This window comes from Mesorhizobium sp. LNJC391B00, assembly GCF_000502535.1.
In the GTDB taxonomy this organism is placed as follows: domain Bacteria; phylum Pseudomonadota; class Alphaproteobacteria; order Rhizobiales; family Rhizobiaceae; genus Mesorhizobium.
This window is the reverse complement of sequence record NZ_AYWI01000020.1, coordinates 18,712-38,397: the sequence shown is the minus strand read 5'-3', so window position 1 is coordinate 38,397 and position 19,686 is coordinate 18,712. Positions and strand designations below refer to the sequence as shown.

General features: G+C 63.0%; 22 protein-coding genes and 1 pseudogene. 12 read left to right on the top strand and 11 right to left on the bottom strand.

Annotation, left to right across the window (positions count from 1 at the left end; translation table 11 throughout):
* Positions 1-295 precede the first annotated feature (295 nt).
* Positions 296-925, bottom strand: a complete 630-nt coding sequence (gene clpP / locus X750_RS135910; protein WP_023682306.1) for an ATP-dependent Clp endopeptidase proteolytic subunit ClpP — start codon at positions 923-925, stop codon at positions 296-298.
* A 310-nt stretch (positions 926-1,235) separates the two neighbouring features.
* Here clpP and X750_RS135915 point away from each other — a divergent pair, with 310 nt between their 5' ends.
* The 3 genes from X750_RS135915 to X750_RS135925 all read left to right on the top strand — a co-directional run bounded on the left by X750_RS135915 (position 1,236) and on the right by X750_RS135925 (position 3,916).
* Positions 1,236-1,826, top strand: coding sequence for a hypothetical protein (locus tag X750_RS135915; RefSeq protein ID WP_023705035.1), 591 nt, complete (start codon positions 1,236-1,238; stop codon positions 1,824-1,826).
* A gap of 107 nt (positions 1,827-1,933) precedes the next feature.
* A complete protein-coding gene (locus X750_RS135920; RefSeq protein ID WP_023708655.1) occupies positions 1,934-3,181 on the top strand; it encodes a cytochrome P450 in 1,248 nt (415 codons plus the stop codon).
* A gap of 18 nt (positions 3,182-3,199) precedes the next feature.
* Positions 3,200-3,916 (top strand): transporter substrate-binding domain-containing protein, encoded by a 717-nt coding sequence (locus X750_RS135925; protein ID WP_023705037.1) that lies wholly within the window; start codon positions 3,200-3,202, stop codon positions 3,914-3,916.
* Positions 3,917-3,936: 20 nt separating this feature from the next.
* Here the strand turns inward: X750_RS135925 and X750_RS135930 are convergent, their stop codons facing one another.
* From X750_RS135930 to X750_RS135955, 6 genes are all read right to left on the bottom strand, one after another.
* Positions 3,937-4,260, bottom strand: coding sequence for a cupin domain-containing protein (locus X750_RS135930; protein WP_245260450.1), 324 nt, complete (start codon positions 4,258-4,260; stop codon positions 3,937-3,939).
* Between the two features lie 183 nt (positions 4,261-4,443).
* Positions 4,444-5,724 (bottom strand): O-acetylhomoserine aminocarboxypropyltransferase, encoded by a 1,281-nt coding sequence (locus X750_RS135935; protein ID WP_023708656.1) that lies wholly within the window; start codon positions 5,722-5,724, stop codon positions 4,444-4,446.
* 174 nt (positions 5,725-5,898) lie between these two features.
* Positions 5,899-6,420, bottom strand: coding sequence for a CoA-binding protein (locus X750_RS135940; RefSeq protein ID WP_023705040.1), 522 nt, complete (start codon positions 6,418-6,420; stop codon positions 5,899-5,901).
* The gene (locus tag X750_RS135945) at positions 6,417-7,199 is read right to left on the bottom strand and encodes an AAA family ATPase (protein WP_023689471.1); all 783 of its coding nucleotides are present in this window, start codon (positions 7,197-7,199) and stop codon (positions 6,417-6,419) included. The genes X750_RS135940 and X750_RS135945 overlap by 4 nt, the downstream gene beginning before the upstream one ends.
* Before the next feature lie 8 nt (positions 7,200-7,207).
* Positions 7,208-7,630 (bottom strand): VOC family protein, encoded by a 423-nt coding sequence (locus X750_RS135950; protein ID WP_023705041.1) that lies wholly within the window; start codon positions 7,628-7,630, stop codon positions 7,208-7,210.
* An 11-nt stretch (positions 7,631-7,641) separates the two neighbouring features.
* Positions 7,642-8,463 (bottom strand): enoyl-CoA hydratase, encoded by an 822-nt coding sequence (locus X750_RS135955; protein ID WP_023689473.1) that lies wholly within the window; start codon positions 8,461-8,463, stop codon positions 7,642-7,644.
* A 145-nt stretch (positions 8,464-8,608) separates the two neighbouring features.
* On the opposite strand from X750_RS135955, the gene X750_RS135960 reads away from it, so the two are divergent.
* The 3 genes from X750_RS135960 (at position 8,609) to rpsI (ending at position 10,237) form a co-directional block, all read left to right on the top strand.
* Positions 8,609-9,073, top strand: a complete 465-nt coding sequence (locus tag X750_RS135960; protein WP_023689474.1) for a PaaI family thioesterase — start codon at positions 8,609-8,611, stop codon at positions 9,071-9,073.
* 215 nt (positions 9,074-9,288) lie between these two features.
* Positions 9,289-9,753: a 50S ribosomal protein L13 gene (gene rplM, locus X750_RS135965; protein WP_023669409.1), complete on the top strand. Its 465-nt coding sequence runs from the start codon at positions 9,289-9,291 to the stop codon at positions 9,751-9,753.
* 1 nt (position 9,754) lies between these two features.
* Positions 9,755-10,237 (top strand): 30S ribosomal protein S9, encoded by a 483-nt coding sequence (rpsI, locus tag X750_RS135970; RefSeq protein ID WP_023669408.1) that lies wholly within the window; start codon positions 9,755-9,757, stop codon positions 10,235-10,237.
* A gap of 267 nt (positions 10,238-10,504) precedes the next feature.
* Here rpsI and X750_RS135975 read toward each other — a convergent pair whose 3' ends face one another.
* A complete protein-coding gene (locus tag X750_RS135975) occupies positions 10,505-11,404 on the bottom strand; it encodes a LysR family transcriptional regulator (protein ID WP_023693291.1) in 900 nt (299 codons plus the stop codon).
* Positions 11,405-11,495: 91 nt separating this feature from the next.
* On the opposite strand from X750_RS135975, the gene X750_RS135980 reads away from it, so the two are divergent.
* Positions 11,496-12,368, top strand: coding sequence for an aldo/keto reductase family oxidoreductase (locus X750_RS135980; RefSeq protein WP_023705042.1), 873 nt, complete (start codon positions 11,496-11,498; stop codon positions 12,366-12,368).
* 200 nt (positions 12,369-12,568) lie between these two features.
* On the opposite strand, the pseudogene X750_RS1000000167210 reads toward X750_RS135980, so the two are convergent.
* Positions 12,569-12,788, bottom strand: a pseudogene (locus X750_RS1000000167210) (glycerophosphodiester phosphodiesterase); the annotation flags it as partial.
* A gap of 98 nt (positions 12,789-12,886) precedes the next feature.
* Here X750_RS1000000167210 and speB point away from each other — a divergent pair.
* From speB to X750_RS01000000163435, 3 genes are read left to right on the top strand one after another with little or no spacing between them, the layout of a single operon-like run.
* Positions 12,887-13,888, top strand: a complete 1,002-nt coding sequence (speB, locus tag X750_RS135985) for an agmatinase (protein ID WP_023669405.1) — start codon at positions 12,887-12,889, stop codon at positions 13,886-13,888.
* A 29-nt stretch (positions 13,889-13,917) separates the two neighbouring features.
* Positions 13,918-14,844 (top strand): N-acetyl-gamma-glutamyl-phosphate reductase, encoded by a 927-nt coding sequence (argC, locus tag X750_RS135990; protein ID WP_023669404.1) that lies wholly within the window; start codon positions 13,918-13,920, stop codon positions 14,842-14,844.
* Positions 14,845-14,901: 57 nt separating this feature from the next.
* Positions 14,902-15,744: an aminoglycoside phosphotransferase family protein gene (locus tag X750_RS01000000163435; RefSeq protein ID WP_156932475.1), complete on the top strand. Its 843-nt coding sequence runs from the start codon at positions 14,902-14,904 to the stop codon at positions 15,742-15,744.
* A gap of 53 nt (positions 15,745-15,797) precedes the next feature.
* Here the strand turns inward: X750_RS01000000163435 and X750_RS135995 are convergent, their stop codons facing one another.
* A complete protein-coding gene (locus X750_RS135995; protein WP_023748836.1) occupies positions 15,798-16,922 on the bottom strand; it encodes a COX15/CtaA family protein in 1,125 nt (374 codons plus the stop codon).
* A 151-nt stretch (positions 16,923-17,073) separates the two neighbouring features.
* Between X750_RS135995 and X750_RS136000 the strand changes: the two genes are divergently transcribed.
* Complete coding sequence (locus X750_RS136000) at positions 17,074-17,289, top strand: DUF2842 domain-containing protein (RefSeq protein ID WP_023669401.1); 216 nt, start codon at positions 17,074-17,076, stop codon at positions 17,287-17,289.
* A 15-nt stretch (positions 17,290-17,304) separates the two neighbouring features.
* Here the strand turns inward: X750_RS136000 and X750_RS136005 are convergent, their stop codons facing one another.
* Positions 17,305-18,363: a polysaccharide deacetylase family protein gene (locus X750_RS136005; protein ID WP_023748835.1), complete on the bottom strand. Its 1,059-nt coding sequence runs from the start codon at positions 18,361-18,363 to the stop codon at positions 17,305-17,307.
* A gap of 91 nt (positions 18,364-18,454) precedes the next feature.
* On the opposite strand from X750_RS136005, the gene X750_RS136010 reads away from it, so the two are divergent.
* Complete coding sequence (locus X750_RS136010; protein WP_023669399.1) at positions 18,455-19,684, top strand: GNAT family N-acetyltransferase; 1,230 nt, start codon at positions 18,455-18,457, stop codon at positions 19,682-19,684.
* The last annotated feature ends 2 nt before the right edge of the window (positions 19,685-19,686 follow it).

The window sequence follows — 19,686 nt, the reverse complement described above, 5'->3', positions numbered from 1 at the left end:
TTTCCTGTCCTTTCATGGCCGCCCGCCGATGGTCTGGCTGAAAGGGCGCATATTCTATCTATCGCGGGAATTCGCCGCCGCCAGTGTCCCGGCTCCCGCAACGCATTCCGTACGAAACACAAATCAGAAAACGTCGCAATGATTCGCGCCAACCCTGCACAAAGCTAAGCCGTCGAAAATCAACATAGCCTTAACGTAGGCAATCCCATCCACCGAGGGAACAGCCAATTGTGGCCGAAATGCCGCAAATCCCAGCAAAAGCGCGTTATCCCGCCATCCAACTGCCATGCAGCGCTTATGCCGCAGCGCCTTCGACCGGCTCGCGCGACGAAATGACCTTGTCGATGAGGCCGAAATCCTTGGCTTCGTCGGCGGTCATGAAATGGTCGCGGTCAAGCGTCTTTTCAATGTCTTCGTAGCTCTTGCCGGTGTGTTTGACGTAGACCTCGTTGAGGCGGCGCTTCAGCTTGATGATGTCCTGCGCGTGCCGCTCGATGTCGGAGGCCTGGCCCTGGAAACCGCCGGAAGGCTGGTGAACCATGATACGGGCGTTCGGCGTGGCAAAACGCATGTCCTTGTGGCCGGCGGTCAGAAGCAGCGAGCCCATCGACGCCGCCTGGCCGATGCACAGCGTCGACACTGCCGGCTTGATGAACTGCATGGTGTCGTAGATCGCCATGCCCGAGGTCACCACGCCGCCCGGCGAGTTGATGTAGAGATTGATCTCTTTCTTCGGGTTCTCGGCCTCGAGGAACAAAAGCTGTGCACAAACCAGCGTCGCCATACCGTCTTCGACCGGGCCGGTGATGAAAATGATGCGCTCTTTCAGCAGGCGCGAGAAAATGTCGTAGGCCCGCTCGCCGCGATTGGTCTGCTCGACCACCATCGGAACGAGGTTCATGTAGGTTTCGACGGGGTTCTTCATGGACTACCCTTTTTGGAGATGGGGATTCCGGCGCCGGGAAATCGGGCAGAATCGGTTCTTGATGGTTAGAATGTAAATAGGATGCCGGCTCACCCTAGCGCAAGGCCGCCTCTCCTAGCCATCTGGTTAAGTCGAATCAAGGTTTCCGCGCAAGGGAAAGTCCGAACGCGGCCAGCGGCGTTTTTGCGGTGTAGCAATTCCTTAACCGCGTCGCTTAACGAAATGCGGCGAAACCGCTTTCCCCCGGAGAACCTTCCCCTACAGTTCAACGTTGAACCTCACCTTCTCGCGTTCAAACAGGGGGAGTGCCATGATCAGGAAAACTGTTTGCCTCGCCATTTCCGGCCTTGCCGGTCTCGGCATCGTGTCCGATGCGGTTGCCGGCGGCCGGGCCGCCGAATGCTATGAGCCGGTGCACAGGCCGGCGCTCTATGACACCGTCTATGAAGACGTCATGGTCAGTCCCGGCGGGCAGCTGGTCGACTATGATCCGCCGATCTATGGCACCATGGAGCGCGTCGAGCAGATCGCGCCGCCCCGAGTCACCTATGACATCGTACCGGCGAGAACCCGCACCGTTTACCGCACGGTCCAGGTCGACGATGGCGGCTATGCCTGGGAATGGCGCGTCATCCACGGCCGCAAGGTGCTGTGCAAGGTGTGGCGCAAGGCCCGCTACGCGCGTGTGGCCGAAACGGTGGTGGTTGAACCGGAGCGCACCCGCCGGGTTGTGCTGCCGGCCGAATATGAGAGCGTCGCCCATGAAGTGCTGGTGCGGCCCGAGCGGCGGCACGTCACCCAGATAGCGCCGTCATACCAGAGGATGGCGCGCCGGGTGGTGGTGCAGGAAGGCTCGACCAGCTGGCGCCGCGTGCATATTGCCAGGCATTGCGAGGATTAGACTTCGGTACTTCGCCGAGGTCCGCCTCGGTTGGCTCAATCCATAGGGCCGTCGGGTGCCAACATCCGGTCTGGCACCAAGCCGGCAAGCCGCGGTAATGGTCTGGCATGACCACATCCATGCCGCCCTACCTCGCCTTTGATCCAGCCACGCGCCGCCTGCGGCTCGATCCGCACGAACCGGCGTTTTTCCAGAACCCCTACGACGCCTATGCCGTCCTGCATGGCGCATCGAATGCCTTCTTCTGGGAGGAATTCGGCTTCTGGTGCTTTGGCGGCTTCGACGACGTCAACCGGCTGTTGCGCGACCGCCGCTTCGGCCGCCAGAACCCGGCCGGCATTCCCGACAGCCGCGGCATCGGCGAGGATCGCTCGCATTTGGCCGCTTTCGACGGCATCGAGAGCAATTCGATGCTGGAGCTGGAGCCGCCGGTGCACACCAGGCTCAGAACCCTGGTCAACCGCGCCTTCGTCTCGCGCCAGGTCGAGCGGCTGCGGCCGCGCGTGGAGGCGCTGGCCAATGAGCTGATCGACCGTTTCGAGCCGCGCCAGGTCGATCTATTGCCCAGCTTCGCCGCACCTTTGCCGATCACCATCATTGCCGAAATGCTCGGTGTGCCGGTCGAAATGGGGCCGCAACTGCTCGACTGGTCGCACCGGATGGTGGCCATGTACATGCATGGCCGGACGCGCGAGACCGAGGAAGCGGCCAATCGCGCCGCGCGCGATTTTTCCGACTTTTTGCGCGGCTATGTCACCGAGCGGCGCAAGAAGCCTGGCGACGACCTGCTGTCGCTGCTGATCGCGGCGCAGGAGGATGGCCAGAAGCTGTCGGAAGACGAGTTGGTCTCGTCCGCCATCCTGTTGCTCAATGCCGGCCACGAGGCGACCGTCCATCAAACCGGCAACGCCGTGCGCACGCTGCTGGCGCAAGGCGGCGACCCCGGCCGTTTCTTCACCTCGCCGGAAGCAACCGCTGCGACGGTCGAGGAGTGCCTGCGCTTCGACGCGCCGCTGCACATGTTCACCCGCTACGCCTACGAGGAGGTCGAGGTGACATCCGGGGTTGTCGTACAGCCGGGCGAGACGATCGGCCTGCTGCTCGGCATGGCCAATCATGATCCGCTTGCCTTTGCCGAACCTGGCGCCTTCCGGCCCGGTCGACCAGACCAGAAGAATGTCTCGTTCGGCGCCGGTATCCATTTCTGCATCGGTGCGCCGCTGGCGCGGCTGGAGTTGCAGGTGTCGCTGAAAACCCTGTTCGAGCGGCAGCCGCAACTCCATCTTGCGGAGGAGCCGCGCTTCCGCGACACCTATCATTTCCATGGGCTGGAAAAGCTCATTGTGAGCTTGTGAGGACGGCGGAGCCGACGCATGCCCGAGAAAATGAGATTCGCCTTTCTACAGGAACCACCCTTCTGCTTTATCGACGGATCGGCACGTCTGGGCGGCAGCGATGCCCAACTGGCCACGAGGGTCTGCCTGACGCTCGGGCTGGAACTTTTGCCCATCGAGACCGAGTTTGCCGAGCTGCTGCCTGGGCTTGCCGAACATCGGTGGGACATAACCACCGGCCTGTTCATTTCCGACGGCCGCCGGAAGCTGGTCGACTTCACAAGGCCGATCTGGATGCTGGCGGATGGATTGCTGGTCGCGAAAGACAATCCCCGCGCCTTCGATGGCTATCGGTCCGTCGCCAATGATCGGACGGCGCTGATCGGCGTCATATCCGGCCAGATCCAGCACCGGACGGCCCTGCAAAACGCTATTCAGCCCGAACGGCTAAGGATATTTGCCACTCAGGCCGAAGCAGCTAACGCCGTCGCGGCCGGCGTGGTGCATGCCTATGCGAGTGTAGCGCTCGCGCATCGCGGCTATCTGAGCCGGCGACCCGACGCGCCTCTCGACGTCGTCGACGTCCCGGCAGTCGAAAAACAGCCAGCGCCCGGCGCTTTCGCTCTCGCCAAAGGCACTGCCACCCTGCTCCAGCGCATCGATTTATGTCTCAGTGATTTGCTTGGAAGTCCCTGGCACAGGGAGATGATGAGCGGATACGGCTTTTCCGACACTGACATCGATCGGCTTTTGTGAAGTCCAAGCGCGACCGAGCGTCAGAGCTTGATCACATACTCCTTGCGGGTCGTTTCAAGCACTTCCCAGCTGCCCCTGAAGCCTGGCCTGAGCACGAAGCTGTCGCCGGCGCGCACCGTGCGGGCCTCGCCACCGTCCTCGGCAACCACCGAGACGCCGGACAGGATGTGGCAGAACTCCCATTCGTCATATTCGATGCGCCATTTGCCCGGCGTCGCTTCCCAGATGCCGGCATAAAGGCGGCCATCGCGCTCCTCGACATTCCAGGTGCGGAACTTCGGATCGCCCGCAATCAGACGATCCGGCGCCGGGGCGCCATGTTCGGCGTCGACGCTGTCGGTCAATATGGCCAGGTAATGCGCGGACAGGGTTTGCCTCCAACAGATTAGTGACTAGTGAGTAGTGCAGTGAGTAGTGAGTAGTGAGTAGTGAGCGGAAAGCGCTCCCTCGAGCGGGTGGCTGATCACTAATCACTGCTAACTAGTGAATACCGACTACTACTCACTACTCACTACTCACTAAAAAAATCAAACCTTGGCCAAAGCCTGTTCCAGATCGGCGACGATGTCGTTGACATCCTCGATGCCAACCGACAGCCGGACCGTGTCCGGTCCCGCACCCGCCTTGACCTTCTGCTCGTCGGAAAGCTGGCGATGCGTGGTCGATGCCGGATGGATGACCAGCGACTTGGTGTCGCCGACATTGGCGAGGTGCGAGAACAGTTCGAGCGCCTCGACGAACTTGATGCCGGCCTCGTAGCCGCCCTTCAGGCCGAAGGTGAAGACAGCACCGGCGCCTTGCGGCGAGTATTTCTTCTGCAGCGCGTTGTTCTTGTCGCTGGGCAGGCCGGGATAGTTGACCCAGGCGACCTTGGGGTGGTTGGACAGCCAGCCGGCGACGGTGACCGCATTATCGCAATGGCGCTGCATCCTGAGCGGCAAGGTCTCCAGCCCGGTCAGGATCAGGAAGGCATTGAACGGCGAAATTGCCGGGCCGATGTCGCGCAGGCCGAGCACGCGCGCGGCGATGGCGAAGGCGAAATTGCCGAAGGTTTCGTGCAGGACAAGCCCGCCATATTCGGGGCGCGGCTCCGACAGCATCGGATATTTGCCGGATTTCGACCAGTCGAACGTGCCGCCATCGACGATGGCGCCGCCGATCGAATTGCCGTGGCCGCCGATGAACTTGGTCAGCGAATGGACGACGATGTCGGCGCCATGCTCGATCGGCCGCACCAGATAGGGCGAGGCCAGTGTGTTGTCGACGATGAGCGGCAAGCCGTGCTTGCGGGCGATGTCGCCGATCTTCTCGATGTCGACGAAGGTGCCGCCGGGATTGGCCAGGCTCTCGATGAAGATCGCCTTGGTCTTATCGTCGATCTGGCTTTCGAAAGTGGAGATGTCGTTGGTGTCGGCCCAACGCACCTCCCAGCCGAAATTCTTGAAGGCATGGCCGAACTGATTGATCGAACCACCGTAAAGCCTTGTGGCGGCGACGAAATTATCGCCAGGCCGCATGAGATTGTGGAACACGATCACCTGTGCGGCATGGCCGGAAGCAACGGCAAGTGCAGCCGTGCCGCCTTCGAGCGCCGCGATCCGCTCTTCCAGCACCGCCTGGGTCGGGTTCATGATGCGGGTGTAGATGTTGCCGAAGGCCTTCAGCCCGAACAGCGAGGCGGCATGGTCGGCATCGTCGAACACAAAGGAGGTCGTCTGGTAGATCGGCGTGGCGCGTGCGCCCGTTGCCGGGTCGGGCTTGGCGCCGGCATGGACGGCGAGCGTGTTGAAACCGGGCGTGCGGGTCATCGAAAACCTCCCTGAGCGGTAAACGTGTGAATGGTGAAATGATGAATGGTGAGCGATAAATGGTGGTCGCAAAGTCGGCCAGTCCCACCTTGATTGCAAGCCGCTCATATGCGGCTTTACCCGGCTTCCAGGAAAATCCTTCTATTCACCATTCACCATTCACCATTCACTGCCTTACTTCTGGCGCACACCGAAACTCTGGAATCCCGACCGCATCAGCGGCTTCTTCGACGACAGCACACCGGAGTTGACGCCGGTCCAGCCAATCTCGCCCGACAGCTTGCCATATTCGATCTTCGGGCAGCGGTTCATCACCACCTTGATACCGGCCGCCTCGGCACGCGTCGCCGCCTCGTCATCGCGCACGCCAAGCTGCATCCAGACGACTTTCGGCAAGGGGTCGAGCTTCAGCACCTCATCGACAATGCCGGGCACCGCTGCGGAGGCGCGAAAGATGTCGACCATGTCAACCGGCTCCGGCAGATCGGCAAGGCTGGCATAGGTCATGCGGCCGAGGATTTCCTTGCCGGCCTGCCCAGGATTGATCGGAAACACCGAAAAGCCCTTGGCCAGCAGATATTTCAGCACGAAAAAGCTCGGCCTGACATCGTTGGCCGACGCGCCGACCATGGCGATGGTCTTCACAGAATTGAGGATGCCGCCGATATAGGCATTGTCGTAGCTATCGTGATTCACTCGTCGGTCTCCCTCAGTGCTTCCTCCATAAAGGACTGCGGGTCCGTGCAGAAGTCGCGCATCATGCGAAAATGATCGGTATCGGTGAAATCTGTGGGGTCGAGGCCGAAACGGCTGATGCGGAAGAGCCGCGCGCCGGGACAAGCCATCAGCAGCGGCGAATGCGTCGCCATGATCACTTGCGCCGTGCCTGACCGGTCCATGCGCCGCAGCATCTTCAACAATTCGATCTGCCGCGACGGCGACAGCGCGCTTTCGGGCTCGTCGAGGATGTAGATGCCTTGCCGGCGGCAGCGCTCCTCGAAAAAGCGAATGAACCCTTCGCCATGCGACCACGATAGAAAGTCCGGCGGCGGCGGTCCGAACGGGTCTTCGAGTGCCGCCTGGTCGAGATAGCGCGCGACCGAGTAAAAAGATTCGGCACGAAAGAACCAGCCGGCGGTGACTTTTGGCAGCCAGTGGCCGCGGAATGTATTCGCCAGTGCCGCACCGCTCTTGTCGATGGCGATGGAATGATCGACCGGACGATAGCCCTTGCCGCCGCCGGCCTCGTCGTAACCGGCCAGCGCGCCGATGGCTTCCAGCAGTGTCGATTTGCCGGTGCCGTTTTCACCGACAATGATGGTGATCGGCGTGGTGAATTCGATCTCGAATTCACGGCCGCGAAACAGCGGCAGGTTCCATGGATATTTTTCCCAATCTTCCACGCGCTCGGGGTCAATCAGGATGCGTTTGAGATAAGGCGCCTTAAGCCGGGTCAGTTGCTTGCGATAGCCCATGCGGACGCTCAGTCCGGCAGCGAGATGGTGCCGTCATCCGCGATCGGGAAGGCCGGATTGTGTGCGACTTCCCAGACATGGCCGTCGGCATCGGCGAAATATCCATACCAGCCGCCCCAGAAGGCGCGGCCTGCCGGCTTGACGATCCTGCCGCCGGCCTTCTCGGCGGCCGCCAGCACGTCGTCGACTTCGGCATCGGAGCGGGCGTTGTAGGCGAGGTAGACCGCCGACGGTGCTGCGGCGAAGGCAATGCCTGAATCCTCCTCGGCGCTTGGCCTCGGGAACAGGCCGAGAATGGCGCCGCCCATCTGGAAGAAGGCGACGCCATCGGTGATGCCGGCGTGGCGCTTCAAGCCCATGCCTTCGTAAAAGCGCACGGCGCGCTCGAGATCGTCGGTGGCGATGGTGATGATGGAGATGCGCGGTTCCATGGATCGAAAACCTATTCGTCCGTCCATTCCGGTTTGCGCTTGCCGATGAAGGCGCCGATGCCTTCCTCGGCGTCGCGGGCCAGCATGTTCTCGACCATGACGCGGCCGGTATAGGCATACGCGTCCGCCAACCCCATCTCGGCCTGCGCGTAAAAGGCTTCCTTGCCGGTCTTGACCACCAGAGATGATTTGGAGGCAATGGTTTGCGCGTATTTGGTGACGATCTGATTCAGGTATTCGCGCGGCACGACGCGGTTGACCAGGCCGAATTCCTTGGCGGTTGCGGCATCGATGGTCTCGCCGGTGAGCAGCATTTCCATGGCGTGCTTGTGAGACACGTTGCGTGACAGCGCCACCATCGGCGTCGAACAAAACAGGCCGATATTGACGCCCGGCGTGCAGAAGGTCGCTTCATGCGAGGCAATGGCGAGGTCGCAACTGCAAACCAGTTGCAGCCCCGCAGCGGTGGCTAGGCCATCGACTTCGGCGATGATCGGGAGCGGATGGCGCACGATCTGCTGCATCAACGCCGCGCAAGCCGAAAATGTCTGCTCGAAAAACCCCTTGCCCTTGTCGGCGTCGGCGCGGCGCGCGGTCATTTCCTTGAGATCGTGACCGGCGCAGAAGACTTTCCCGGCGGCCGCCAAGACGATGACGCGGACCGATTTGTTGGCCTTGGCACGGTCGAGCTCGGCGCTCAATGCCGCCATGACGGAAAGCGACAAGGCATTGGCGGGCGGATTGGCGAGCGTCAGGCGCAGCACGCCCTTGTCCAGCCCGGCGATGACCGGCCCGTCTATGGCAACAGGTTTGATCGAAAGGATTTCGGCCATGACAAGGGTCTCCGCGATTCCGCCGGGCGCCGCCAGACTATCTAATATCGGATCGAGTTTCATCAACACCCATCGCTTGCGCCAAGGTGTTGCCAGAAGCGCATCATTGCGTTCATACAGGCCCGGCATAGAACGAGAGACCGACATGCCCGCCCAGGATAATCTCAAGCCGGTGCTGACGGCGGCTGAAGTCAATGCGCTGATGGCCAGCGTCTACCCGCAGCTCAACGACGAGTTCACGTCGTATGAGGCGCTCGACGTTTTCCCTGGCGGCTGCACTGTGCGGCTCAACGCCAACGAACGGCATTTGCGTCCCGGCGGCACGGTATCGGGTCCGTCGCTGTTCACGCTGGCCGACATTGGCGGCTATGTCTGCGTGCTCAGCCATGCCGGGCCGGATGCGCTTTCGGTTACCGTCAACCTCAACATCAATTTCGTCCGCAAGGCCGAGGCCGGCCCGATCGACGGCCATTGCCGCATCCTAAAGCTGGGCAAGAGCCTGATGGTGTTCGATATCGACATCGTCGGCGGACCGAGGGAACACACGGTAGCGCATGCGACCGGCACCTATTCGATCCCGCCGAAGCGCGCCGCCGATGTGGTAAAATAATACCTTTTGGTCAAACCTTTGTTTTTATTACACTTTGCGAGCAGACGTGCGTTTCCTGCGCCTTGACGTGCCCACTCCCCTCGCCTATAAGCCGTCACGAAGCAGCGGCCCGCAAAGGCCGCCGTTTTGTTATTGGCGGCGGGCAAGTGCCTTGTCGCCAATCCAAGCAACAAGAAACGCCTTCTTCGGAAGGTCAAAATTGAAAGCAGAAATCCATGGCAACCTTTTCGCAGAAGCCTGCGGATGTGGTGAAGAAGTGGGTGCTGATCGACGCCGAGGGTCTCGTCGTCGGCCGTCTCGCCACTGTCATCGCCAATCATCTTCGCGGCAAGCACAAGCCCACCTTCACCCCGCATGTCGACGACGGCGATAACGTCATCGTCATCAATGCCGACAAGGTGGTGTTCACCGGCAAGAAGTTCACCGACAAGGTCTATTACTGGCACACCGGTCACCCCGGCGGCATCAAGGAGCGCACCGCGCGCCAGCTGCTCGAGGGCCGTTTCCCCGAGCGTGTCGTCGAGAAGGCCGTCGAACGCATGATCCCGCGCGGGCCGCTCGGCCGTCGCCAGATGAAGAACCTCCGCGTCTATGCAGGCACGGAACATCCGCATGTCGCCCAGCAGCCCGTCACCCTCGACGTCGGCGCGCTGAACGCCAAGAACAAGAAGGTTGCATAAGATGGCTGAGCTTTCCTCGCTCGCAGAATTGGGCGCCGCCACCGGCAACACCAACACCCAGCCGGCAGCACCCGTCCATGTCCAGAAGCTCGACAAGTCGGGCCGCGCCTATGCCACCGGCAAGCGCAAGAACGCCATCGCCCGCGTCTGGGTGAAGCCGGGTTCGGGCAAGATCGTCGTCAACGACAAGGAATTCGCGACCTATTTCGCGCGTCCGGTCCTGCAGATGATCCTCAACCAGCCGATCATCGCTTCCAACCGCGCCGGCCAGTACGACATCGTCGCCACCGTCATCGGCGGCGGCCTCTCCGGCCAAGCCGGTGCCGTTCGTCACGGCATTTCCAAGGCGCTGACCTACTACGAGCCGGCACTGCGCGCCGTGCTCAAGAAGGGCGGCTTCCTGACCCGCGACAGCCGCGTCGTCGAGCGCAAGAAGTACGGCAAGGCGAAGGCCCGTCGTTCCTTCCAGTTCTCGAAGCGCTAAGCGCTGCGACGTTCCAGACATCGAAAGGCCGCCTCCGGGCGGCCTTTTCTTTTGGGTCTCGGCAGTCACCCCACCCGGCGCTTCGCGCCGACCTCCCCATCGAGGGGAGGTAGGAGGTCGCGGCAGTTTTGCCGCCCGGACAATCCACGATGGTCCAGCGGCTAGCAAACCAGTTCGACCATAAAAACGCGGCACCCTACCTCCCCTCGATGGGGAGGTCGGCGCGAAGCGCCGGGTGGGGTGATGGCGCCGGCCTCGGTTCAAGTCTCAGAACTTGCCGGCCTTGATGTAATCGATAAACGCCCGTAGCGGCGCTGGAACCAGACGCCGTCCGGGATAGTACAGAAATGGTCCGGGAAAACTCTGCCACCACGGTTCGAGCACGGGCTCCAGGGCGCCGCTTTCGAAGTGAGGGCGAAGCCAGCCCTCGAAGAGAGCGACGATGCCGCTGCCGGCAATGGCCGCATGGACGGCAAGATCGCTCGCCCCGCCGATCCGCACGATCAACGGCCCCGTCGTGTCGACACGCACCACCTCGCCGTCGCGCTCGAATTCCCACGGCAGCATCGCACCGCTGGCAAAACGACCGCGCAGACAAGCATGGCCAAGCAGGTCGCTCGGGTGCTGCGGCCGCCCATGGCGCTCGAGATAGGCGGGGCTGGCGCCAGTGGCGAAGCGCTGGACGCGCGGTCCGATCGGCACCGCGATCATGTCCTGCTCCAGTCGCTCGTCATAGCGGATGCCGGCGTCGCAGCCCGCCGCCAGCACGTCGACGAAGTTCTCATCGGCGATGACCTCCAGCCGAATGCCGGGATAGGCGGCGAGGAAGCCCGGAACGATGTCGGGCAATATCAGCCGCGCGGCGCTGACCGGGACGTTGAGGCGCAGCGAACCAGCCGGCCTGTCGCGAAAGCCATTGACCACGTCGAGGGCCGCCTCCACCTCCGACAGCGCCGGGCCAAGCCGTCCGAGCAGGCTGAGACCTGCGTCGGTCGGAACGACGCTGCGTGTCGTGCGGTTGAACAGCCTGACGCCGAGCTGCGTCTCCAGGCGGCGCACCGCTTCGCTCAGGCCCGACGCGCTGCCGCCGCCGGCGCGAGCCCCTTCGCGAAAGCCGCCGGCACGCGCCACCGTCACGAAAGCGTTCAGATCGCCAAGGTCCATCATTGTTCGCCATTCCGCACAAGCTGTACGGATTGTACCTTATTATCCCGAGGTTGAGCAGCGTCTATCTTCGCCTCCTCAAAGGAGACCGACCATGTCCACCATCCAAAAATCCGGCACATTCACCCTCGGCAGCCACACCGTGAAACGGCTCGGCTACGGCGCCATGCAACTTGCCGGCCCGCACGTTTTCGGTCCGCCGAAGAATCATGACGCGGCCATTGCAGTGCTGCGCGAAGCGGTGGCCTCCGGGGTCAACCACATCGACACCAGCGACTATTATGGCCCGCATGTCACCAACCAGCTGATCCGCGAAGCGCTGGCGCCCTATCCGCAAGACCTCGTCATCGTCACAAAGATCGGGGCGCGGCGCGGCAGCGACGGCTCATGGCTGCCTGCCTATTCCGCCAAGGAACTTGAGCAGGCCGTGCACGATAATCTCAGGAATCTCGGTCTTCAGGTGCTGGATGTCGTCAATCTGCGCATCATGTTCGGGGTGATGGGTCCCGCCGAGGGCTCGATCGAGCCGCAGTTGACCGCGCTTGCCGAACTGCAGCGCAAGGGTCTGGTGCGCCATATCGGCCTGAGCAACGTCACCCCAGCGCAGGTCGAGGAAGGCCGTGGGATCGCCGAGATCGTCTGCGTGCAGAACCAGTACAATCTGGCACATCGCGACGACGACGGGTTGATCGATGAACTGGCGCGCGCCGGTATCGCCTACACGCCGTTCTTCCCGCTCGGCGGTTTCAGCCCGCTGCAGTCGTCGACCTTGTCGGATGTGGCCGCGCGGCTCGGCGCCACACCCTTGCAGGTTGCGCTCGCCTGGCTGCTGCGCCGCTCGCCGAACATCCTGCTGATCCCGGGGACGTCGTCGATCGGGCATTTGAGAGAGAACCTGGCGGCGGCGGAACTGGAGCTGTCGGCCGATGTGCTAAGGGAATTGGATGGGGTGGCGAAAGCGGCGTGAAGATTTTGCGGGCGGCGCTGTCACCCCACCCGCGCCTTCGGCGCGACCTCCCCATCGAGGGGAGGTAGGAGGTCGCGGCAGCCTTGCATGCCTCGCAATCGCTACGACTGTCGGAATCTAAAGCGCCAACGCCCTACCTCCCCTCGATGGGGAGGTCGGCGCGCAGCGCCGGGTGGGGTGATGGCGCCGACGTACGATTTCTAATTGATACTCGCCGTATTCGCGGCTCGGCCGGCTTCGCCTCATCCACATAAGGCACCCTAAACCCGTTGGCCCCCAGCCAGCCAATGGCAGCCTTCGGTTCGTCGGTCTGGATGATGGTGGCGCCGCGTTCGGCCCAGAAACCGTGGTCTCGGCCGGCATGCCGGCCTGCACCGCCAGTTCATCGCCGCAGCCGCCGGAGAGGAAGCCGCCGGGCCTTGCACCTTGGCGATACAAGTCCTTCGCCAAGCTGTGACTGGCATCTTGCGTGCCGGTTCTGTAGTTGTGGCAGCCCGATGAACAAAGAAGGACCCGTAATGGCGAACCAGACCATCGACAACGCGTTCACCGCCCGCTCCAAGACGGGGCCTTCCTTCGAGCCGACCTATGCCGGCGCGCTGTCGTTCATGCGGCGCAAATACACCAAGGATGCAAAGGGCGCGGACGCCGTCGTGTGGGGCATTCCGTTCGATGCCGCCGTCACCAACCGGCCGGGCGCGCGCTTCGGGCCGCAGGCGATCCGCCGCGCCTCGGCGATCCTCGACAACGACCCGCAATATCCGTTCTCGCGCGACCTGTTCGAACATCTCGCCGTCATCGACTATGGCGATTGCCTGCTCGATTCGGGCAATCACCAGAAGACACCAGGCACGATCGAGCGCGAGGCGGCGAAGATCCTGAAATCGGGTGCCTTCCTGTTGTCGCTCGGCGGCGACCATTTCGTCACCTGGCCGCTGCTCAAGGCGCATGCCGCCATCCATGGGCCGCTGGCGCTGGTGCAGTTCGACGCGCATCAGGACACCTGGCCTGACGATGGCAAGCGCATCGACCACGGTTCGTTCGTCGGGCGCGCCGTCAATGAGGGCATCATCGATCCTGATCGTTCGATCCAGATCGGCATCCGCACGCATGCCCCCGATACGTTCGGCATCAAGATCCTTTACGGTCACGAGATCGAGGAGATGCGGGCTTCCGACATCGCCTATGCGATCGTCGACCGCACCGGCGGCAGGAAGACCTATCTCACCTTCGACATCGACTGCCTCGACCCGGCCTTTGCGCCCGGCACCGGCACGCCGGTTGCCGGCGGACCGTCCTCGGCGAAAATCCTGTCGACGCTGCGCCAGCTCGGCCAAGTCGATATTGTCGGCGCCGACGTCGTCGAGGTTGCGCCGGCCTATGATCACGCCGATATAACGGCGATCGCCGGCTCGATGGTGGCCATGCACTATCTCGGCCTGGTGGCCGAGCGAAAAGCGCGGGCGGAAGAGCTGAACAGCGGCAACCATGGCGCGGCAAACCATGGCCAGGGCATATAGGCCTGAATTAGCAGGGAATTGACGGGCACATGAAACCGAAAATCTTCATCGATGGCGAACACGGCACCACCGGCCTGCAGATCCGGGCGCTGCTGGCCGAGCGCGGCGACCTCGAGATCATCTCGATCCCGGCCGAGCGCCGCAAGGAAACGGCGGCGCGCGCCGAGTTCCTCAATGCAGCCGATGTCGCCATCCTGTGCCTGCCGGATGCGGCTGCCAAGGAAAGCGTATCGCTGATTGCCAACGACACCACCAAGGTGATCGACGCCTCCACGGCGCATCGCGTAGCCGAGGGCTGGGAATATGGCTTTGCCGAGATGGAAAAGGGCCAGGCCAAGATCATCGCCAATGCAAAACGCGTCGCCAATCCCGGCTGCTGGCCGCAAGGACCGATCGCGACACTGCGGCCGCTGGTCGCCGCCGGCCTGCTGCCGGCGGATTTCCCGATCACCGTCAATGGCATTTCGGGCTATTCGGGCGGCGGCCGGCCGATGATCGAGGACTATGTCGCCAAGGGCGAGGATGCCTCTGAATTCCAGGTCTATGGGCTGACCCTGCAGCACAAGCATGTGCCGGAGCTGCGCACCTATGCGAAGCTGTCGCACGATCCGATCATGCAGCCGGCGGTCGGCAATTTCGCCCAAGGCATGATCACAGTGGTGCCGCTGCAGCTCGGCGGGCTCGACCATGTGCCGGCCGGCGCCGAACTGCACGCGGCAATCGCCGACCATTTTGCCGCCATCAAGGGCGGCGTGGTCGAGGTAGCTCCTTACGAGCACGTGGAGCGCCTGCCCGAGATCAATCCCGAGGTCTATAACGGCACCAACCGCATGAAGGTCTATGTCTTTGCCAATGACGACAGGGCGCAGGCGCTGCTGATTGCGGTCTATGACAATCTCGGAAAGGGCGCCTCGGGTGCTGCCGTTCAGAACATGGATCTGATGCTCGGCCTTTAATTCAGTTGGAGAGAGCATGTTGCCCGAAAACCGCTTAACACTTTTCGGCATCACGCTCTGAATGGACGCGCCTGCATTTCCAAGCGCTGGAAGATCAGCGCGCCCGAGCTCATTGCGGAGACGTTTTCGAGCCGCATCTGGAAGGTGCGGCGTGAGGACGGCTCGCCGGCCATCGTCAAGGCGCTCAAACCATTCGACGATGTCGAGGACGAGTTGCGCGGCGAGCACTATCTCGCATGGCGGCGCGGCGAAGGCGCGGTGCGGCTGCTTGGCCGGGACGGCCACCGCATGCTGCTCGAATATGCCGGCGACACCCTGCTTTCCGACGTTCTGGCCAAAGAAGGCGACAACGCCGCGACCGCAATCGCGGCCGAGTTGATGGGGAGACTGTTCTCGCCCTCAAGACACCCTGCCCCGCCGGACCTGCAGCCGCTGCGGACACGGTTTGCCAGCCTGTTCAAAAAGGCCGGAGCCGATCGCGACGCCGGAGAGCACAGCCTCTATATCGAGGCCGCCGAAATCGCGGACCGGCTGCTCGATGCCCCGCATGCGGTCAAGCCGCTGCATGGCGACCTGCATCACGACAACATTTTGCACGGTGCGCGCGGCTGGCTGGCGATCGACCCGAAGGGCGTGCTCGGCGATCCCGGCTTCGACGCCGCCAATCTGTTCTACAACCCACTGGGGCGCGACGACCTCTGCCTCGATCCCGAGCGCATCGCGCATATGGCTGAGATCTTCGCCAGGACACTCGGCCAGACGCCGGCTGCCATTCTCGACCATGCCATCGCCTATGGCTGCCTGTCGGCCGCATGGCATCATGAGGACGAGAATGCGGTCGACGAGAACCGCGAGCTGTCGGTTGCGGGAGTGATCCGAAAGGTGCGGCTCAGCTTCTGACCGGCGCAGCCTCGCGCTTTAGACGTAGCGAGGCAGTTCGTTCGCGAAATAGATTATTGCGACGGCCAAGACACCGTAGACGATGTACCTGCGTTCATGGGCGGCCGCGTTGGCAGTGGATAGGCGCCCTTGTTGCCGCGCCAGTGGGCGGCGGCAAATCCCAGCAGGACCAGCGCGAAGGCCTGATGGGTCAGCGCCATGTGCAGCGGCACCTGCATCAGCAGCGTGCCGATGCCGATCGAGGCCTGCACCAGCACCAGCAGAAACAGCAGCGTTGCGCGGCGTGCGTGTGTCGTGCCCGGCAGCCGCCGGCGCGTCGCTATCATATGCCAGAGCGCGATGGCAAAGACCGTATAGGCGCCGAGCCGGTGGACGAACTGCACCGTCTTCGGGTTCTCGAACAAGTTGCGCCAGGCCGGCTCGAGCAGAAGCAAATCTGACGGGATCACCTTGCCGTCCATCAGCGGCCAGGTGTTGTAGCTCAGGCCGGCGTCGAGCCCTGCGACCAGGCCGCCGAGATAGATCTGGACCAGCACCAGCAGCACGATGAAGCCGGCCAGCCTTTGTGTCGGCCGGTCGGCGGCAGGCTCCGAATGCGGCGCCAGCCCGCGCGCGACCACCATGGTGGCGGTGAAGATCAGGGCGGCAAGCGTCAAATGCGTGGCCAGGCGGTACTGGCTGACGGAGATCCGGTCGATCAGGCCGGAGGCCACCATCCACCAGCCGATGGCGCCTTGAAGGCCACCAAGCAGCAGAATACCGACCAGCTTTGGCCCAAGGCCGCGCTCGATGCGGCGCGTCGCCCACAAGACCAGCAGCGGCAGGCCGAAGACCAGGCCGACACTGCGCGCCAGGATACGGTGCGCCCACTCCCACCAGAAGATCGATTTGAAGGCGTCCAGGCTCATGCCCTTGTTGAGCTCGGCATATTGCGGAATCTTCTGGTAGAGCTGGAACTCCTCCTGCCACTCGGCGTCGTTGAGCGGCGGTATCACGCCGTGGATCGGCTTCCACTGCGTGATCGACAGGCCGGAATTGGTGAGCCTGGTGGCGCCGCCGACCAGCACCAGCGCAAACAGCACCAGAAGCACGACATAAAGCCAGCCGCGCAGCAGAGCCCGGTTTTGCAGATCGCGATCGCGGTCAATGTAAGGCGCGGCGGCTGATATGGCGGCCATGGGTTGGTCCCGGCAGGTTGACGTGGCGGATTGGTGAACCATCGCAACCCGGCTGACAAGACCGGACGGCGCGGCACGCCGTCGCGCCGCAAGTCACGGGTTGCACGCGCCCCCGGTTGGGCCTAAGCGGAGGCGATCAACGAGAACGCTCATGCCCATCCGCCTGAAAAAGCTGATCGGAACCTTCCTGCTGGTGGCGCTTGTCATCATCTATGCGCTGGTCGCGTCGATCATAGCGGTCGCGCAGCTGTCGCAATCCAGCCCGCTGGTGCACTTCCTGTTCTTCCTGTTCAGCGGCCTGTTCTGGGTGCTGCCTGCGATGGGCATCATCAAATGGCTGATCCTGGAGCCGCCGCCGAAAGGCTGAAGAGCCCGCCCCAGGTTAGATGGTGACGACCATTTTGCCGGCATTGGCCAGCGGCGTCGTTACGCCCGACAACATGGTGCGGATATGGGCGACGCTCTGGTAGCGGCCGTTGATCGAAATGCGCGGCAGCGCGTGCAGGAAGCCGGCGTGCTCGGCGTGCAGCACGCCGTGGCGAGTGGTCACCGCCGAGGCGTAGCCGGCGTCGCGGGCAAAGCCCACTTCGCGGCAGCCGACAGCGCTGGCGTAACCATAGGGGTAAGCGAGATGACGGGGATCTTCGCCGAGCTGCGCCTGCAACTGGCGCCTGACGTCGACGATTTCATGGCGCGCATCGGCTTCGTCGAGCCGCTTCAGATTGCGGTGGTTGACCGTATGCGCGCCGATCGTCACCAGCCTGTGCCCGGCCACGGCGCGGATATCGTCCCAGGTCATTAGCGTGCTTGGGCGCAAGCCATCGAGGTCGATGCCGTTCGAGTGCGCCAGATCGCGCAGCACGGCGCGCTGATCCTCCTCGCGCACCTCGAGCGTCAGATAGGCATGCAGACGCGCATTGGCGTGGAGTTTCTTGCCGTGGGTCGAGCAGTCTATGGTCACCGGCCCCTTCGGCGTCGCCAGCGTCAAACGCTCCCGCGCGTTGACGATATCCTCGACCACGTCCCACCATAAATCGGCGCTGCCGTCGATCAGACCCGGCGCGACATAGATGGTGATCGGCGCGTCGTGCTTTTCGAGCACTGGCAGCGCTTCGGTCATGTTGTCGCGATAGGCGTCGTCGGCGGTGATGGTGGCGAACTGGCCGTCCTTGCCGCCGGCCTTGATGCGCTCGATCGCCTCGTCGAGGGTGACGAAGGCATAGCCCCTCGACTTCATGTCGGCGACGAGAGCGTCGAGGAATCGCGGGGCGATGTTGAGGTGGCGGTTAACGCCGTCCGGCTTCTCCGGCGTGGCGGTGACCCGATGCAACATAAGGATGGCGCCAATGCCGCCGACAAACGGCTTGGCCAGCGGTGCAAGGCCGGTAAAGCGGGCGATATTAAGCGCCAGTTTCCGAACTGCCTCACCACCGTCGATCATTCATTCACCTTTTGCGCCTAGGCTCGATCCAAGCACGGAACGCGCCGACGCGAACTCCTGATCGCGACGAATACGCCTTAAGGATTGAGGTATGGTTGACGCCACCGCGTCATTTGACGGCAATCGGCTCGCCGCAAGCAAGGCGTCTGCGCGCACGCCGGCTGCCGACCAGACCAGTCTGTCGGTGTCGATCGCAGATGCTGCCGCGCTCGCCTCTTACGGCGAATTCTGCCGTTCGGCGCTGTTTGCGCCGGCGCAAAGCGCGGACTGGGTTCGTGCCTGGACGGCGCAGGCTAATCCCGATGCCGTCATTGCCACGCTGACAATCGAGGACAGGCCGGTCTTTGCACTGGCACTGGAAATCACGCGAACTGGTCCATTCCGCGTCGCCCGCTTCATGGGCGGGCGCCATGCCAACGGCAATTTCGCCGCCGCCGATCCGGCATGGCTGGCAAAGGCAGATGCCGGGGGGATCCGCAGGCTGGTGACGGCGATCGGCAAGGCGCGTCCCGACATCGATCTCGTTGCCTTGGAAAGGCTTCTGCCCGACCTCGATGGCGTTGCCAATCCGCTGGTGGCGTTCTCCAACTTTCCGAGCCCAAACCTGTCGCTCGCCGTCAATCTCGACGGTGGTTTCGATGCGCTGCTGTCGCGTGTGGGCGGCAAGCGCAAGCGCAAGAAGCACCGTTCGCAGACACGCAAATTCGAGGCGGTCGGCGTTCATCGCCGCATCGAGGCGCAGACACCCGAAGACGTGAACCGGCTGCTCGACGCTTTCTTCGAGATGAAGGAGTTCCGTTTCGCCAAGATGGGCATCGCCAATGTCTTCGGCGAGCCGGAGGTGCGGGCTTTCTTCCGTGCCCTCTTCGCCGGCGCGCTGGCCGAGGAGAAACCGGCCTTTGTGCTGCATGGGCTCGAAGTGGCCGGCAAGCTGCGCGCAATCACCGGCTCGAGCCGCTCGGGCAAACGCCTGATCTGCGAATTCGGCGCCATCGCCGAGGACGATCTCGGCCACACCAGCCCCGGCGATTTCCTTTTCTTCGACATCATCGAGGAAGCGTGCCAAACAGGCTTCGATGTCTATGATTTCTCGGTCGGCGACGAGCCCTACAAGCGGCTCTGGTGCGATATCGAGACCCAGCATTTCGAGGTGCTGGCGCCCCTGACGCTGAAGGGACGCGCCCTGGCGTCGGCGCTGCGGCAGGGCGCACGGGCGAAAGCCTTCATCAAGAACAACCCGACGGTCTGGAAGCTGACCAAGATGCTGCGCCGCAAGGCCGCCGGACAGGCAGCGCCCGCTCCCACGGACGACGAAAACTAGCG

What these genes read in the sequence shown, in the direction of transcription:
- X750_RS135975 (WP_023693291.1), bottom strand. Translation starts at nt 11,404, where the DNA reads ATGATGGACCTTGGCGATCTGAACGCTTTCGTGACGGTGGCGCGTGCC.
- clpP (WP_023682306.1), bottom strand. Translation starts at nt 925, where the DNA reads ATGAAGAACCCCGTCGAAACCTACATGAACCTCGTTCCGATGGTGGTC.
- rpsI (WP_023669408.1), top strand. Translation starts at nt 9,755, where the DNA reads ATGGCTGAGCTTTCCTCGCTCGCAGAATTGGGCGCCGCCACCGGCAAC.
- argC (WP_023669404.1), top strand. Translation starts at nt 13,918, where the DNA reads ATGAAACCGAAAATCTTCATCGATGGCGAACACGGCACCACCGGCCTG.
- X750_RS135980 (WP_023705042.1), top strand. Translation starts at nt 11,496, where the DNA reads ATGTCCACCATCCAAAAATCCGGCACATTCACCCTCGGCAGCCACACC.
- X750_RS135920 (WP_023708655.1), top strand. Translation starts at nt 1,934, where the DNA reads ATGACCACATCCATGCCGCCCTACCTCGCCTTTGATCCAGCCACGCGC.
- speB (WP_023669405.1), top strand. Translation starts at nt 12,887, where the DNA reads ATGGCGAACCAGACCATCGACAACGCGTTCACCGCCCGCTCCAAGACG.
- X750_RS136005 (WP_023748835.1), bottom strand. Translation starts at nt 18,363, where the DNA reads ATGATCGACGGTGGTGAGGCAGTTCGGAAACTGGCGCTTAATATCGCC.
- X750_RS135945 (WP_023689471.1), bottom strand. Translation starts at nt 7,199, where the DNA reads ATGGGCTATCGCAAGCAACTGACCCGGCTTAAGGCGCCTTATCTCAAA.
- X750_RS135995 (WP_023748836.1), bottom strand. Translation starts at nt 16,922, where the DNA reads ATGGCCGCCATATCAGCCGCCGCGCCTTACATTGACCGCGATCGCGAT.
- X750_RS135935 (WP_023708656.1), bottom strand. Translation starts at nt 5,724, where the DNA reads ATGACCCGCACGCCCGGTTTCAACACGCTCGCCGTCCATGCCGGCGCC.
- X750_RS135950 (WP_023705041.1), bottom strand. Translation starts at nt 7,630, where the DNA reads ATGGAACCGCGCATCTCCATCATCACCATCGCCACCGACGATCTCGAG.
- rplM (WP_023669409.1), top strand. Translation starts at nt 9,289, where the DNA reads ATGGCAACCTTTTCGCAGAAGCCTGCGGATGTGGTGAAGAAGTGGGTG.
- X750_RS135925 (WP_023705037.1), top strand. Translation starts at nt 3,200, where the DNA reads ATGCCCGAGAAAATGAGATTCGCCTTTCTACAGGAACCACCCTTCTGC.
- X750_RS136000 (WP_023669401.1), top strand. Translation starts at nt 17,074, where the DNA reads ATGCCCATCCGCCTGAAAAAGCTGATCGGAACCTTCCTGCTGGTGGCG.
- X750_RS135960 (WP_023689474.1), top strand. Translation starts at nt 8,609, where the DNA reads ATGCCCGCCCAGGATAATCTCAAGCCGGTGCTGACGGCGGCTGAAGTC.
- X750_RS136010 (WP_023669399.1), top strand. Translation starts at nt 18,455, where the DNA reads ATGGTTGACGCCACCGCGTCATTTGACGGCAATCGGCTCGCCGCAAGC.
- X750_RS135915 (WP_023705035.1), top strand. Translation starts at nt 1,236, where the DNA reads ATGATCAGGAAAACTGTTTGCCTCGCCATTTCCGGCCTTGCCGGTCTC.
- X750_RS135955 (WP_023689473.1), bottom strand. Translation starts at nt 8,463, where the DNA reads ATGGCCGAAATCCTTTCGATCAAACCTGTTGCCATAGACGGGCCGGTC.